This is a genomic window from Amycolatopsis sp. WAC 04197 (assembly GCF_003947475.1).
In the GTDB taxonomy this organism is placed as follows: Bacteria; Actinomycetota; Actinomycetes; order Mycobacteriales; family Pseudonocardiaceae; genus Amycolatopsis; species Amycolatopsis japonica.
On sequence record NZ_QHJK01000001.1, the window covers coordinates 794,791 to 808,895 of the forward strand.

The 14,105-nt window shown below is 68.9% G+C and carries 13 protein-coding genes and 3 tRNA genes; 10 read left to right on the forward strand and 6 right to left on the reverse strand.

Translation table 11 applies throughout. The features are described from left to right. Positions 1-154: 154 nt before the first annotated feature. From lon to DMC64_RS03985, 3 genes are all read right to left on the reverse strand, one after another. Entirely contained in the window at positions 155-2,557 is a 2,403-nt protein-coding gene (gene lon / locus DMC64_RS03975) for an endopeptidase La (protein ID WP_125732117.1), read from the reverse strand. Positions 2,558-2,723: 166 nt separating this feature from the next. Then, the gene (locus tag DMC64_RS03980) at positions 2,724-3,572 is read right to left on the reverse strand and encodes an SAM-dependent methyltransferase (protein ID WP_125732119.1); all 849 of its coding nucleotides are present in this window, start codon (positions 3,570-3,572) and stop codon (positions 2,724-2,726) included. 19 nt (positions 3,573-3,591) lie between these two features. Then, a complete protein-coding gene (locus DMC64_RS03985) occupies positions 3,592-4,530 on the reverse strand; it encodes a GNAT family N-acetyltransferase (RefSeq protein ID WP_125732121.1) in 939 nt (312 codons plus the stop codon). A gap of 280 nt (positions 4,531-4,810) precedes the next feature. Here DMC64_RS03985 and DMC64_RS03990 point away from each other — a divergent pair, with 280 nt between their 5' ends. The 6 genes from DMC64_RS03990 to DMC64_RS04015 all read left to right on the forward strand — a co-directional run bounded on the left by DMC64_RS03990 (position 4,811) and on the right by DMC64_RS04015 (position 8,849). Then, entirely contained in the window at positions 4,811-7,426 is a 2,616-nt protein-coding gene (locus DMC64_RS03990) for a bifunctional diguanylate cyclase/phosphodiesterase (RefSeq protein WP_125732123.1), read from the forward strand. 79 nt (positions 7,427-7,505) lie between these two features. Further along, positions 7,506-7,578, forward strand: a tRNA-Thr gene (locus DMC64_RS03995). A 49-nt stretch (positions 7,579-7,627) separates the two neighbouring features. Beyond that, positions 7,628-7,700: transfer RNA gene (locus tag DMC64_RS04000), tRNA-Met, on the forward strand. A 45-nt stretch (positions 7,701-7,745) separates the two neighbouring features. Next, positions 7,746-7,910, forward strand: a complete 165-nt coding sequence (rpmG, locus tag DMC64_RS04005) for a 50S ribosomal protein L33 (protein WP_005152047.1) — start codon at positions 7,746-7,748, stop codon at positions 7,908-7,910. A gap of 88 nt (positions 7,911-7,998) precedes the next feature. After that, the gene (locus DMC64_RS04010) at positions 7,999-8,448 is read left to right on the forward strand and encodes a MaoC family dehydratase N-terminal domain-containing protein (protein ID WP_072028953.1); all 450 of its coding nucleotides are present in this window, start codon (positions 7,999-8,001) and stop codon (positions 8,446-8,448) included. Next, a complete protein-coding gene (locus DMC64_RS04015) occupies positions 8,445-8,849 on the forward strand; it encodes a MaoC family dehydratase (RefSeq protein WP_125732125.1) in 405 nt (134 codons plus the stop codon). The genes DMC64_RS04010 and DMC64_RS04015 overlap by 4 nt, the downstream gene beginning before the upstream one ends. A gap of 75 nt (positions 8,850-8,924) precedes the next feature. On the opposite strand, the gene DMC64_RS04020 is transcribed toward DMC64_RS04015, so the two are convergent. Beyond that, positions 8,925-9,857 (reverse strand): SGNH/GDSL hydrolase family protein, encoded by a 933-nt coding sequence (locus tag DMC64_RS04020; RefSeq protein ID WP_125732836.1) that lies wholly within the window; start codon positions 9,855-9,857, stop codon positions 8,925-8,927. 118 nt (positions 9,858-9,975) lie between these two features. Between DMC64_RS04020 and DMC64_RS04025 the strand changes: the two genes are divergently transcribed. After that, positions 9,976-10,191: a hypothetical protein gene (locus DMC64_RS04025; protein WP_037332758.1), complete on the forward strand. Its 216-nt coding sequence runs from the start codon at positions 9,976-9,978 to the stop codon at positions 10,189-10,191. A 37-nt stretch (positions 10,192-10,228) separates the two neighbouring features. Here DMC64_RS04025 and DMC64_RS04030 read toward each other — a convergent pair whose 3' ends face one another. Together DMC64_RS04030 and DMC64_RS04035 are read right to left on the reverse strand one after the other, a co-directional pair. After that, on the reverse strand, positions 10,229-11,125 hold the full coding sequence (locus tag DMC64_RS04030) for a TIGR03619 family F420-dependent LLM class oxidoreductase (protein WP_125732127.1): 897 nt from the start codon (positions 11,123-11,125) through the stop codon (positions 10,229-10,231). Then, entirely contained in the window at positions 11,122-12,351 is a 1,230-nt protein-coding gene (locus DMC64_RS04035) for a pyridoxal phosphate-dependent aminotransferase (RefSeq protein ID WP_125732129.1), read from the reverse strand. Before DMC64_RS04035 ends, DMC64_RS04030 begins: the two co-directional genes overlap by 4 nt. 207 nt (positions 12,352-12,558) lie before the next feature. Here DMC64_RS04035 and DMC64_RS04040 point away from each other — a divergent pair. From DMC64_RS04040 to nusG, 3 genes are all read left to right on the forward strand, one after another. Beyond that, a tRNA-Trp gene (locus tag DMC64_RS04040) sits at positions 12,559-12,631 on the forward strand. Positions 12,632-12,658: 27 nt separating this feature from the next. Further along, positions 12,659-13,111 (forward strand): preprotein translocase subunit SecE, encoded by a 453-nt coding sequence (gene secE / locus DMC64_RS04045; RefSeq protein ID WP_037332751.1) that lies wholly within the window; start codon positions 12,659-12,661, stop codon positions 13,109-13,111. 76 nt (positions 13,112-13,187) lie between these two features. Continuing rightward, the gene (gene nusG, locus DMC64_RS04050) at positions 13,188-14,042 is read left to right on the forward strand and encodes a transcription termination/antitermination protein NusG (protein ID WP_125732131.1); all 855 of its coding nucleotides are present in this window, start codon (positions 13,188-13,190) and stop codon (positions 14,040-14,042) included. Positions 14,043-14,105 lie beyond the last annotated feature (63 nt).

Consider the following 14,105-nt stretch of genomic DNA (forward strand, 5'->3'; position numbering starts at 1 on the left):
TCAAGGATCACGCACCCCGGCTGGGTGGCACGCAATGTACGTTATCAAAACGTGATAGGGAGTTTAAGGCGAGTCAATGTCCGGGTTCGTCCGGATTTCGGCAAGCCGAAAGCCCCGGACCCACGAGGGGATCCGGGGCTTCGGCCTCGCGCCGTTACGCCGCTTGGGCGACCGGAGCCGTCGCCGGGGCCAGCGCGATGTCCAGCACGTCGCGGACGTTCGCCACGGCGTGGACGTCCAGCTGGGCCAGCACTTCGGCCGGGACGTCGTCCAGATCGGGCTCGTTGCGCTGCGGGATGATCACCGTCTTCATCCCGGCCCGGTGCGCGGCCAGCAGCTTCTGCTTGACCCCGCCGATCGGCAGCACGCGGCCGGTCAGCGACACCTCACCGGTCATCGCGACGTCCGACTTCACTACGCGGCCCGAAAGCAGGGACGCCAGCGCGGTCGTCATCGTGATGCCGGCGCTCGGCCCGTCCTTGGGCACCGCGCCCGCGGGGACGTGCACGTGGATGCCGCGGTCCTTCAGGTCGCCCACCGGGAGTTCCAGCTCAGCGCCGCGCGAACGCAGGTACGACAACGCGATCTGCACCGATTCCTTCATCACTTCGCCCAGCTGGCCGGTCAGCTGAAGCCCGGTGGAGCCGGACTCCGGATCCGCCAGCGACGCCTCGATGTAGAGGACGTCACCGCCGGCTCCGGTCACCGCCAGCCCGGTGGCCACCCCGGGGGTCGACGTGCGCTGGGTCGACGCGGGCAGCGAGGACTCCGGCAGGTGCCGCGGACGGCCGAGGTAGGTCTCCAGCCCGTCGGCGTCGATCGTCAGCGGCAACGCGACCTCGTCCAGCGCGACCTTGGTCGCCACCTTGCGCAGCACCTTCGCGATGGTCCGGTTCGCGTTGCGCACCCCGGCCTCCCGCGTGTACTCGGCGGCGATGCGGCTGAACGCGCCGTCGGTCAGCGTGACGTCGTCCTTGCCGAGACCGGCGCGCTCCAGCTCACGGGGGAGCAGGTGGTCACGGGCGATGGTGACCTTCTCGTGCTCGGTGTAGCCGTCGAGGGTGACCAGCTCCATCCGGTCCAGCAGCGGGCCGGGGATGGTCTCGAGCGCGTTCGCCGTCGCCAGGAACACGACGTCGGACAGGTCCAGTTCGACCTCGAGGTAGTGGTCGCGGAACGTGTGGTTCTGCTCCGGGTCCAGCACCTCCAGCAACGCCGCTGTCGGGTCGCCCCGGTAGTCGGCGCCGACCTTGTCGATCTCGTCGAGCAGCACGACCGGGTTCATCGAACCCGCTTCCTTGATGGCGCGGACGATCCGGCCGGGCAGCGCGCCGACGTAGGTGCGACGGTGGCCGCGGATCTCCGCCTCGTCACGGATGCCGCCGAGCGCGACGCGGACGAACTTGCGGCCCATCGCCTTCGCCACGGACTCGCCGAGCGAGGTCTTGCCGACCCCGGGAGGGCCGGCGAGCGCGAGCACCGCGCCCGAACGCCGTCCGCCGACCGGGCCGAGGCCCGACTCCGCACGGCGCTTGCGCACGGCCAGGTACTCGATGATGCGTTCCTTCACGTCGTCGAGGCCGGCGTGATCGGCGTCGAGGATGTCCCGCGCCGCGGCGATGTCGTGGACGTCGGTGGTGCGCTCGTTCCACGGCAGTTCGAGGACCGTGTCCAGCCAGGTGCGGATCCAGCCGCCCTCGGGGGACTGGTCGGAGGTGCGCTCCAGTTTGTCCACTTCGGACAGTGCGGCCTTCTTGACCGCGTCCGGCAGCTCGGCGGCCTCGACGCGGGCGCGGTAGTCGTCGTCGTTGGCCGTGCCGTCGAGCTCGCCCAGCTCCTTGCGGATCGCTTCGAGCTGACGGCGCAGCAGGAACTCCTTCTGCTGCTTCTCCATGCCCTCCTGGACGTCCTTGCGAATGGTGTCGGTGACTTCGAGCTCGGCCAGCTGCTCGCGGCTCCATTCGAGGGCCTTCTCGAGCCGCGCCGAGACGTCGAGGGCGGAGAGCAGTTCGAGTTTCTGCTCGGTCTTGAGGTACGACGAGTTGCCCGCCAGGTCGGCGACCGCGGACGGGTCCTCGACCTCCTGGACCGCGTCGATCATCTGCCAGCCGCCACGCTGCTGGAGGATCGCGAGGACGACGCTCTTGTACTCGGACGCGAGTTTCGCGGAGTTGTCGTCGGTGGTCTCGGTGGCGACCTCGGCGTGGACCCAGCGGGCGGCGCCGGGGCCGTCGGCGATGCGGCCGACGACGGCGCGGCGGGTGCCGCGCAACAGCACCGCGGTCTTGCCGCCGGGCACGCGCCCGATGCGTTCGACGGTCGCGATGGTGCCGAGTTCGGCGTATTCGCCGTGGACGCGGGGGACGATCAGCACCTCGGCCTTGGTGGCGGCGCTGGACCGGATCCCCGGGAAGGAAGCCTGGGCAGGCGTGTTGGCCTGGGCGGACTCCACCGCGGCGCGCGTCTCCGTGTCGGCGAGGTCGAGCGGGACGATCATGCCCGGCAGCACGACGTCGTCATCGAGCGGGAGGACGGGCAGGAGGCGGTTGTCGGTCATCTGTGCACTCCTCGGTTAGTTGAGTCTGCCTAGCTCAACTCTCCGATCGACCCGTTTGTTTCCTTCCCGCGTTCGCCGTCAGCGATCACTCTTTCATCCGACCTCTGCTCGGTTCGCGTCGCCTTTAGCCCCCTAAACGCGACGCGAACCGGCGAGAGGTCGGAGGTCAGGGGTGCACCGAGACACCGCACCAGGCGAACGGCCGGGCACCTTCCTCATCGCGGCGCAGCTCTCGCACGGGTCGCCAGTCGGGCAGATGGACGACGCCGGGCTCCAGCAGCGGCCAGTCCCCGAAGAGCGGCTCGATCTCTTCGCGGTCCCGCATCCACACCGGGTTGCTCGTCTTCCGGTACTGCTCGACCATCCAGTGCAGCCCGTCGGCGTCCTCGCCGGTCTGGCCGCCGAAGCTCATGTGCGAAAGCCCCAGCCAGCTGCCCGGCGCGAGCGCGTTCCGGTACGTCGCGACCAGCGCGGGCGGATCGTCGTGCGGGCCGGCGAAATGCAGGACGGCCATCATCATCAGGCACACCGGCTGGTCGAAATCGATTAGCCGCAGCGTCTCCGGATGCCGCAGGACGTCCTTCGGCCGCCGCATGTCCGCCTGGACGATCCCCGCCCAGTCGGTCGCCTCGTGACGTTCGAGGATCAGCTCCGCGTGCGCCACCGCCACCGGCTCGTAGTCGACGTACACGACCTTCGCCGTGTCGCCCGGCTCCAGTTCTTCCTGCACGATCTCGTGCACGTTCCCGGCTGTCGGGACGCCGGACCCCAGATCGATGAACTGCCGGATCCCCGCGTCCAGCGCCGCGCGCACGACGCGGTTCATGAACTCGCGGTTGTGCCGCGCGCCCGGTTTGACCCAGCGCCACTGCTTTTCCAGCGCGCGGGCGAACTCGCGGTCGACCGCCCAGTTGTGGGTCCCGCCGAGGAACCAGTCGTAGATCCTCGCCGCGGACGGCTTTTCGGTGTCGACCCCGGTCGGCGCCACCGGGGCCGCGTCATCGTCCCTCTTCACGAAAACGAGCCTATCCGGATCAAGGCACCGCGGGGCGCCGCCGCCAGTACGTCCAGAGCGGCCGGTAGCCCTGCGCGTACCAGAACGGCGTCGAGCGCGGATTGGCCAGCGCGTGGTGCAGCAGCACGGCGTCGGTGCCGCATTCGTCGAAGACCTGGTGCGCGTGCGCGGCGAGCGCCGTCCCCACCCCGCTCGACCGTGCCTGCTCGGCCACCGCCAGCGACGACAGGTAGCCGACCTTCTCGGCCGCGACCCGGCCGCGGATCCACGCCGTGTCGCCGGGGAACTGCACCCGCACCATGCCCAGCGGACGGCCGTACAGCTCGGCGATCCACAACGTCGGATTTTCCCGGCCCAACTGTTTCGACAGATCCGCCGTGATCGTTTCCTCCGCACCCTCGCGCAAAGTGACAGAACCGAACTGCGCGTCATAACGCTGCAATTCCAGTTCGAGTGCGACGGCGGTTTCGAGATCATCCGCTTCGGCGGGCCGGATGTGCACCCCGGGAGTGGCGGGCGGTCCGGTCACGGCGAGCCGGTCGGCCGGGCGGACCGCGATCACCAGCACCGGTGCGAAGCCGCGGCGCAGCAATTCGGCCGAGCCGGGGGAGTCCCGGCTGGGCCGTACGACGGTCGCCGCCGTCTCGACATCCCCAGGTGGGGCCACGGTCTTCAGATGTTCATCCCATCGGGTGAGTAATGCGTCGAGAGCGGCTTCCGGGCGGGGGCCGGTGAGGCGGGCTTCGAGGCGATGCTCGACGAGGGCCCGCCACGGAGAGTCAACGGAATCGGGACCCGCCTCGGTCCGTACCGACAATCCGGCGGCGGCCGAGTCGCCGGCCGTCGCGGAGAGTGACACGGAGCCCTCGACAGGCTCCAGTGCAGGCATTTCGGGGAGCAGGGCGTCCACGGTGGCGAGCCGCTCGGCGTGCCCGGCGGCGATGGCGTGGCTATTCATAGGGCTATTCAAGCCCCTACTGACGGGTCCGCCGGGAACTTCACGAGATTGGCCGGAGCGTGGCGCCAGGTGACTTCCGGTAGTCGGAAGGAACGCGAATAACGCTCCCATTTCACCCCTTGGTCCACGCAGGTCAGCGCGACGCGCCCATTGTTAACCCTGGGGTGATCTCATACTGTCTCGAATGGGACTTGGGTACGCCCTCCGGGGTACTGTATTGCCCTCGTCCCCGAGGTCGCGGTAGGACAAGACCGGTTGGGCAGCCGGGAAGGAAGGTCGGATGCCGGACACGAACGGCAGGCCCGGGAGCGCCGCACAGGCGGCAGCGGGCAAGGGAGGCGCCGTTACGGAGGCTCGTACCGACGAGCGACGGTTCCGCGTCTACACCTTCGCGGTACTCACCATGGGCATCGCCGCCGCGGCCGCGGTCAGCCTCTGGCTGGACTTCGAGGCTTCGGACGATCTGCTGTGGATCGGGCCGATCCTCGCCCTCGCGTTCCTGCTCGCCGAACAGCTCGGCATCAACGTCGACGTCCGCAGCGGCATCTCGTGGACGATCTCGTTCACCGAGATCCCGCTGGTGATCGGTTTCTTCGTCGCTCCCTTCGAAGTCGTGCTCGCCGCGCATCTCGCGGCGGGGATCGGGACCTTGCTGGCCCGCAAGGTCGCGGGCCGCGTGCTCTACAACGCCGGCGCCTTCCTGCTGGAGATCACCGGCGCGTTCGCCGTGGCAGGACTGGTGAAACAGGCCTCCGGCGCCCACGACATGACCTGGATCGCCGCGCTGGCCGGGACTTTGACCGCGCCGCTGGTCAGTACGCTGCTCGCGCTCGCCGCTGTCCGCGTGCTGCGCCGCCGTATGCGCGTCAGCACCGCGATCCGGCTGACCGGCCGCATCCTCGTCGTCGGCTTCGTCAACGCTTCGGTCGGTCTTTCCGGTTATTTGGTCATTTCTGGGACGCCGAAGGCCTGGCCGCTCGTGCTCGCCGTCTTCCTCGGCCTCACCGCGTTGTACTGGGCGTACTCGGATCTGCTGCGCGAGCAACGCGACATGGAAGCGCTGTCCGACGTCAGCCTGATGGTCGCGCGGTCCGGTCAGCAGGCCGCCGCACGGCCCGCCGGGCGCGCGGACGAACTCGTCGGCGGCGTCGATGTCCGCGAGTGGGCGACCATCGCCGAACGCATCAAGGACCAGCTCGCCGCCGGTCGCGTCGTGCTGAGGCTTCGACTGGAGCCGAAGGACACCATGCGGATGGTCGTCGCGGGCGACGAACTGCCCCCCGTCGACCCGGCCGCCGACGATCCGCTGCTGCGCCTGCCCGGCGCGCACGTCCGCCACTTCCGGATCACCGAAGCCAATCCCGACGTCCGCTCCGCGCTGCTCGACCGCGGCGCGCAGGAGGCGCTGGTCGTCCCGCTGCGCAGTGCGAACCAGCTCCTCGGCGTCGTCGAAGCGCACGACAGGCTGAGCCGCTGGCGTGGCTTCGGCAAGTACGACGTCCAGCTGCTCGGCACGATGGCCAGCCACCTCGCGACGTCGCTGGACAACCGGCGCCTGCTCGCGACCCTGCGCCACGACGCCTACCACGACCCGCTGACCGGTCTGCTCAACCGGCCGGGCTTCCGCCAGGTCGCCAAGGAACCGTTGCGGGAACAGGTCGACGCGGTCGTGCTCCGGGTCGACCTGGACGTCTTCTCCACCGTCAGCGACGCCCTCGGTTACGTCTGGGCCGATCGGATGGTCATCGCCGCGGGCCGCCGGATCCGCGACGCGCTCGGCCCCGACGTCCCGCTCGCCAGGCTCGAAGGCGCGTCGTTCGCGGCACTCCTCGTCGGCTGCGCGCCGGAACGCGCACAGGCCGCCGCGGAACTGCTCCGCGCGGAACTCGTCGCCCCGTACCCGGTCGACCGGCTCTCCGTCGAAGCCAACGCGATGATCGGCTACGCCACCTCGTCGGCGGAAGACGACGAGCAGGTCGACGTCGACGGGCTCCTGCAGCGCGCCGACGTCGCCGTCCGCGCGACCAAGGGCGGCGAAGAGGTCCGCGGCTACATGGCCAGCATGGGCCAGATCTTCATGCGCCGGTTCCAGATGGTCACGCAGTTCCGGCAGTCGCTCGAAGAAGGCCAGCTGAGCGTCCACTACCAGCCGAAGATCACCTTGCCGAACCGGCAGATCCAGGGCGTCGAGGCGCTCGTGCGCTGGGTGCACCCGGAGTTCGGCAGGCTCGGCCCCGACGAGTTCGTCCCGGCGATCGAAGCCGCCGGCCTCATCGGCGTCCTGACGTCGTTCGTGCTCGAAGAGTCGTTGAAGCGCGTGCGCAAGTGGCTGGACGAGGGCCTGCGCATCTCCGCCGCGGTGAACCTGTCCGTGCGGAACCTGGCCGACGAGGACTTCCCGACGAAGGTCGCGCGCGAACTCGACCGCTTCGGCATCCCGCCCGAGCTGCTCACCTTCGAGCTGACCGAATCCGGTGTGATGTCCGACCCGCAGAAGGCGCTGCCGATCCTGCGGGAGCTGCACTCGCTGGGCATCGTGCTCGCCGTCGACGACTTCGGCACCGGCTACTCGTCGCTGGCGTACCTGCGGCAGCTCCCGGTCGACCAGGTCAAGATCGACAAGAGCTTCGTCCTCGGCATGGGCACCGACCTCGGCGACCTCGCGGTCGTGCGCTCCATCGTCGAGCTGGGCCACTCGCTCGGCCTCACGGTCGTGGCGGAGGGTGTCGAGGAGGACGTCGCGCGGGATCAGCTCGAAGCGATGGGCTGTGACGTCGCGCAGGGCTACCTCATCTCGCGGCCGCTGCCGGAGGACCGCCTCGAGGCGTGGCTGCAGGCCCGCACGGCGCGTTCGCCCGGACGCCACTCCGAGACCGTCCTCACCCTGCTGACCTGAGGTTTCGCGGTAACGGACCCCCCTGTTCCACCCCCTCGCGGGGACTTGCTAATCTTTCCAAGTCCTCGCGAGAGGCAAGGCCCCTTTAGCTCAGTCGGCAGAGCGTTTCCATGGTAAGGAAAAGGTCTACGGTTCGATTCCGTAAAGGGGCTCAGAACCTCAGCCGCGTCACGCAAGCGTGTCGCGGCCAGGTTCATGTAAGGCGGTGTAGCTCAGCTGGCAGAGCAAGCGGCTCATAATCGCTGTGTCGCCGGTTCAAGTCCGGCCACCGCTACGCGGTAATCCTGGGTATCCCAGGCCTAGTAGAGAAGGAAATGCTGTGGCTGCCACTGACGTGCGACCGAAGATCACGCTCGCGTGTGAGGAGTGCAAGCACCGCAACTACATCACCAAGAAGAACCGGCGCAACAACCCGGATCGCCTGGAGATGAAGAAGTTCTGCCCGAACTGCGGTACGCACCGGACTCACAAAGAGACCCGCTGAGCGTCTAGCGGTTCTACCTGTCTTACCCGAAGCCGCCCTGGTCACCAGGGCGGCTTCGGGTATTTTTCGGGTTCGGTAGCCTGCTCGGGTGGCCTTGGACCAGTCGTTCACCGGGCGGGTGTACCCGCCGACCAGTACCTATGAAGTGAGTCGCGAGAAGATCCGGGAGTTCGCCGACGCGCTCGGCGACGCGAACCCGCTCTACCGCGACCCCGAAGCGGCGAAGGCGGCCGGCTACCCCGACGTCATCGCGCCGCCGACGTTCCTGACGATCATCAACCTCGCCTCGATCAACGCGATCGTCTCGGACCCCGAGCTGGGTCTCGACTACTCGCGGATGGTCCACGGCGATCAGCGGTTCACCTACACGCGGCCGGTGCACGCGGGCGACGTCCTGTCGCTCACGACGCATATCGACAACATCATGGCCCGCGCCGGGAACGACTTCATCAACCTGCGCGCCGAGATCTCCGGCGCCGACGGCGGCCTGATCGCCACCACGAACGCCCAGCTCGTGGTCCGAGGGGAGGACGCGTGAGCACGTTCACCGTCGGGGAAGAACTGACGCCGCTGACCATCGACGTCACCCGTGACCAGCTGGTGCGCTACGCCGGCGCGTCGCTCGACTTCAACCCCATCCACTGGAACGAGGCCTTCGCCAAGGAGGTCGGCCTTCCCGACGTCATCGCGCACGGGATGCTGACCATGGCGCTCGGCGCGCGGCTCGTCACCGACTGGCTCGGCGACCCCGGCCGCCTCGTCGACTACTTCGCGCGCTTCACGCGCCCTGTGGTCGTGCCGAACGAGGGCGCCGCGACGATCGAGTTCACCGGCAAGGTCGCCGTGGTCAACGACGACGGCACCGCCCGCGTCGACATCACCGCCAAGTTCGAGGGCAAGGCCGTCCTGGGCAAGGCGCAGGCGGTCGTCCGCATCTGACGCCCGGGGGAGCAAGGGACCTTTGCTACCACTCGCTTAGCGTGCCTAAGTAAGTGATAGCAAAGGTCCCTTGCTCTACGCGAGCTTGAGCAGCTTCTCGAGGACCTCCGCCATCCCCGCCGCGCCTCGCGCGTTCGGGTGCAGCGGCGCCGCGGGCACCGACGGCGCGGGGCCTTCGACCCAGCGCCGGTTCGCGGCGCTGCACATGTCCCGCCCCTTGCTCGCGGTCGACATGTCGGCGAAGCCGGCTTCGTGCGCCTTCGCGGTGTCCTGCAACGCCGTGTTGAGCCGTTCGAGCGAGTCGCGGAAGTAGGCCACGTCCCCCGCGCCGACCGGCAGGACGGGCCAGCAACCGGCGTCGTCGTCCGGAAGCACTGTCGGGTACCCCACGACCACGATGCGCGCCGAAGCGGCCTTCGCGCGGATCTGGTCCAGGATCCCGCCGAGCCGGTCCGCCGCGGCGGTGATCCGTTCGGCGAGCTGGTCGCGTCCGCCCGCGGTCAGCTGGGTCTTGCAGGGCGAAGCGGTCTGCACCTGCGTCGCGCACTGGCTCGCGAAGCCGGCGAAGCCCACGTCGTTGCCGCCGATCCCGACGGTCACCAGCGTCGTGTCACCGTCGACGGCATCGAGCTGGGGAGCGTTCGTGCCGTCACGGGTCTTCTGCTCGCCGGTGAGGTGCTCGGTCGTGGCGCCGCCGCAGCTGACGTCGACGAACTCGGCCGGACGCAGCTTCGCGGCGAGCAGGCTCGGGTAGTTGTTGTCCGAGCGATCGCAGCCCGCCGGCGCGCCCACGGGCCGTCCGGTGCCCGGCGAAGCCGTGTAGGAGTCGCCCAGCGCCACGTACCGGCCCGCGCCGTCCGAAGTAGTGACCCCCGGCGGAGTCACCGCCGTTCCACGCTCCCAAAGGTGGTAAGCGATCCCCAGGACGGACAGCACGATCACCAGGAAGAGGCAGCCGCCGCCCGTTCTCCGCTGCGTCACCCGTTCGTTGTACGCGACCTGGGTCACGTTTGTCATCGGTCCGACCGTCGGTGAACTCAGCGTGAACGGGTGATCTCCGGTTGCCTGAGACGTGGATCACGTTCAGGGTGGTGCGCGTACCTGCCCCGAGGAAAGGCGGAAAACCGTGAGCCTGAACTTGAACAAGCTGGTGGACAAGGCATGGGAGGACAAGGGCATCGGTGAGCTGCTGGACGCGCCGCCGTCCGCGCTCGAAGGCCTGACCAAGAAGCACGACGAACTCCTCGCCGAGCTCAAGATCAAGACCATCCGGGATCTCGGCAACTGGAAGTACGCCGCGAAGGCCCACGCGCTCGTCCAGCTCGCCGACGGCGAATCCTGACCTTCTGAAGGCCCTTCCCGGCGAACGGGGAGGGCCTTCAGCCGTTCGGGACGAGGTCGCGCAGTTCGGCGGCGAGATCGAGGGCGTGCGTGACGTCCCGCGCGAGGTAGTGCGGGTCGATGAAGGCTTCGGCGATCCCGGTCTCGGCGGCCGCTTCCAGCTGGGCCGCGACGTCCTTGAGGTCCGTCCCCGGCTTCGGGTTGATCCGCAGCACCCGGCGCAGCGTGCCGGGGTCGCGGCCGGCCCTCTCGGCCGCGGTCACCACGGTGTCCCAGAGCTTCGCCAGATACGGCGCGGGCAGTCCCGCCGGGAGCCAGCCGTCCGCGCGACGGCCGACGCGATCCAGCGCCACCGGGGACAGCCCGCCGAGCAACACCGGCGGATGAGGGCGCTGAGCCGGGCGCAGCCCCACCTTCGACGCCGGGATCCGCCAGCGTTCGCCTTCATGCTCGACGGGGTCGCCGGTCCAGAACTTCCGGAGGACGTCGAGAAGCTCTTCCAGCTGTCCGCCACGCCCCTTCCAGGGTGTGCCTGTCGCCGTGTACTCGTCGCGAAGCCAGCCGATGCCCAGCCCGACGTCCAGACGGCCACCGCTCACCTGATCCAGTGAGGTGAGCATCCTGGCGAGCACCACGGCCGGGTACACCGTCCCGGTGAGCGTGCTGGTTCCCAGCCGGACCTTGTTCGTGACGCTCGCGGCGACGGTCAGCAGGATCAGCGGATCGGCGAACGTGACGAATTCGGGCGGGTACGGCCGTTCCGGTGTGCCGCCGGGGTAGAAATCCGATGGCGAGACCGGCGCCAGCACCCGATCCCCGACCCACAAGGACTCGTAGCCGAGCTCCTCGGCCGCCGCGGCGAAACCGGTGACGGCGTCCATCGACGCGAGGGGACCGTACTGCGGAAGAGCGATTCCCAGGCGCACCACGGTCACCGTGCTTCCGCGAGCAGACGGCCCATCCTGGCGATCCCCTCGGCGAGATCGTTTTCGTCCAGGGCATAGGAAATCCGGAAGTAGCCCGGCGTTCCGAACGCCTCTCCGGGTACGACGGCGACCTCGGCCTCACGCAGGATCAAATCAGCCAGCGCCACCGTGTCGGCCGGACGCTCGCCGCGAATCTCCTTGCCCAGCAACGCTTTCACCGACGGATAAACGTAGAAAGCGCCGAGTGGCACCGGAGTCTCGACTCCCGGGATCTCGGAAAGCAGGGACAGCGCCTTCTTTCGCCGGGCGTCGAACGCTTCGCGCATGGCGAAAACGGCGTCGAGCGGTCCGCTCACCGCGGCCAGTGCCGCGCGCTGCGCGACGTTGGAAACGTTGCCGCACATGTGGGATTGGTACGCGGTCGCCGCCTTGACCACGTCCTGCGGACCGAGCAGCCAGCCCACCCGCCAGCCGGTCATCGAGTACGTCTTCGCGACCCCGTTGAGGACGATCGTCCGGTCGGCGAGCTCCGGGACCAAGACCGGCATCGAAGGCGCTTCGGCGCCGTCGTAGACCAGGTGCTCGTAGATTTCGTCGGTGATCACCCAGAGGCCGTTCTCGTGCGCCCAGCGCCCGATCGCCTCGACCTGCTCGCGCGGGTACACCGCGCCGGTCGGGTTCGACGGCGAGACGAACAGCAGCACCTTCGTGCGCGGCGTCCTGGCGGCTTCGAGCTGCTCGACGGTGACCAGGTAGCCCGTCGTCTCGTCCGCCGTGACCTGCACTCCGACGCCGCCGGCGAGGGCGATCGACTCCGGGTACGTCGTCCAGTACGGCGCGGGCAGCAGCACCTCGTCGCCGGGGTCGAGCAGCGTCGCGAACGCCGAGTAGACCGCCTGCTTGCCGCCGTTGGTCACCAGGACGCGGCCGGGGTCGACCTCGAACCCGGAGTCGCGGACGGTCTTCGCCGCGATCGCCTCGCGCAGCTCAGGCAGCCCGCCCGCGGCGGTGTAGCCGTGATTGACCTTGTCGCGGACCGCCGCTTCGGCGGCTTCGAGCACGTTGGCCGGGGTGGGGAAGTCCGGCTGCCCCGCGCCGAACCCGATCACCGGACGACCCTGCGCCTTGAGCTCCCGGGCCTTCGCGTCGACGGCCAGCGTGGCCGACGGCGTGATGCCGCCGATGCGGGCCGAAACGCGGGCGGCGGGCGAAGACGAGGGTGCGGGAGCGCTCATGGCGACATCGTGGCACGATCATGGGGTCGGCCGTGGGGGAGTTTTCCCCGCGGAAGGCTGCTCCGCGCCGCTTTGAGGGGCGCGGTTGCGAAGCTGTTCGGGGGTTGCCGTAGACTTCTGGTCTCGGAACGCACTACGGTCATCCCCGCCACGGCGGTGGGGACGATGGAATGCGTCCTCGGGAGCTCCAGAGCATCGGGGTTCCAAAGGGGTGTAGCTCAATTGGCAGAGCAGCGGTCTCCAAAACCGCAGGTTGCAGGTTCAAGTCCTGTCACCCCTGCGTAAGCGAACTGGTGAAGGCGGAGGAGTGGTCGTGAGCGACAGCGACGCCAGCGGTGAGAAGGCGCAGGACGACGCCGGGCAGAAGCCCGACGAGCAGTCCCGCCCGGTGACCGCCGCTGCCCGGCGTGAGCGCCGTGCGTCCGCGCGCCCGTCCGGTAAGGCCGACGCCAAGTCGGACGACAAGACCCGCCCCGCCGGCAAGGCGAAGGCCGGGGACAAGACCGAGAAGTCCAAGGACGCCAAAGGCACGGCGACCCCGAAGCGCGACCGCAAGCCGAAGCAGGCGTCGATCTTCGCCCGGCTCATGCGCTTCATCCGTGAGGTCTGGGCCGAGCTGCGCAAGGTCATCTGGCCGAACCGCAAGCAGATGGTCACCTACACCGCGGTGGTGCTGGTCTTCGTGGTGTTCATGGTGGCGCTGGTGAGCGGCCTCGACCTGGCCTTCAAAGAGGTCGTCGGTGCCGTCTTCGGCAGCTGAGGCAGCCGTTCGCGGTGCCTGAGGGCATCGCACGGTGGCCTGCGCCACGGCAACCGATCAACTGAGAGGACGGAACGTGACCTCCGAGAACGGCACAGCAGCCGGTCATGAGCTGACCGAGCTTTCCGACGAGCAGGTGCACGCGGCACTCGGCGACGAGCAGTCCGAGCACCTGGACTCCGTCGAGGTGCCCGCCGCAGGCGACGAGGTCGACGAAGCCGGAGATGTCGCGGAGGCCGACGAGGCGTCCGCCGGGACCGACGACACCGAGGACGACGACACCGCCGCCGAGCCCGAGGCCGACGAGAACGTCGACCCGGTCGCCAAACTGCGCGCGGAACTCAACGCCGCTCCCGGTGAGTGGTACGTCGTGCACTCGTACGCGGGTTACGAGAACAAGGTGAAGACCAACCTCGAGACCCGGACCCAGACGCTGGACGTCGAGGACTACATCTTCCAGATCGAGGTCCCGACCGAAGAGGTCACCGAGATCAAGAACGGCCAGCGCAAGCAGGTGCAGCGCAAGGTGCTGCCCGGCTACATCCTGGTCCGCATGGACCTGAACGACGCCTCGTGGAGCGCGGTGCGCAACACGCCGGGTGTCACCGGGTTCGTCGGCGCCACGTCGCGTCCGTCGCCGCTGACCGTGGACGAGGTGCTCAAGTTCCTCGCGCCCAAGGTCGAGACGGCCGCCCCCGCCAAGCCCGGCAAGGGCGAGGCCGCTTCCGCCGAGTCGCAGCTGGGTGCCCCCGCGGTCGAGGTGGACTTCGAGGTCGGCGAGTCGGTCACCGTCATGGACGGCCCGTTCGCGACGCTGCCCGCGACGATCTCCGAGGTCAACGTGGACGGACAGAAGCTGAAGGTCCTGGTGTCGATCTTCGGCCGGGAGACCCCGGTCGAGCTGTCGTTCAACCAGGTCTCCAAGATCTGACGGCCGCCAGACGGCCGGCAGTCCCCGCGTACTGGCAGGTGTGCGGGGGACTCAAGTCAGTAA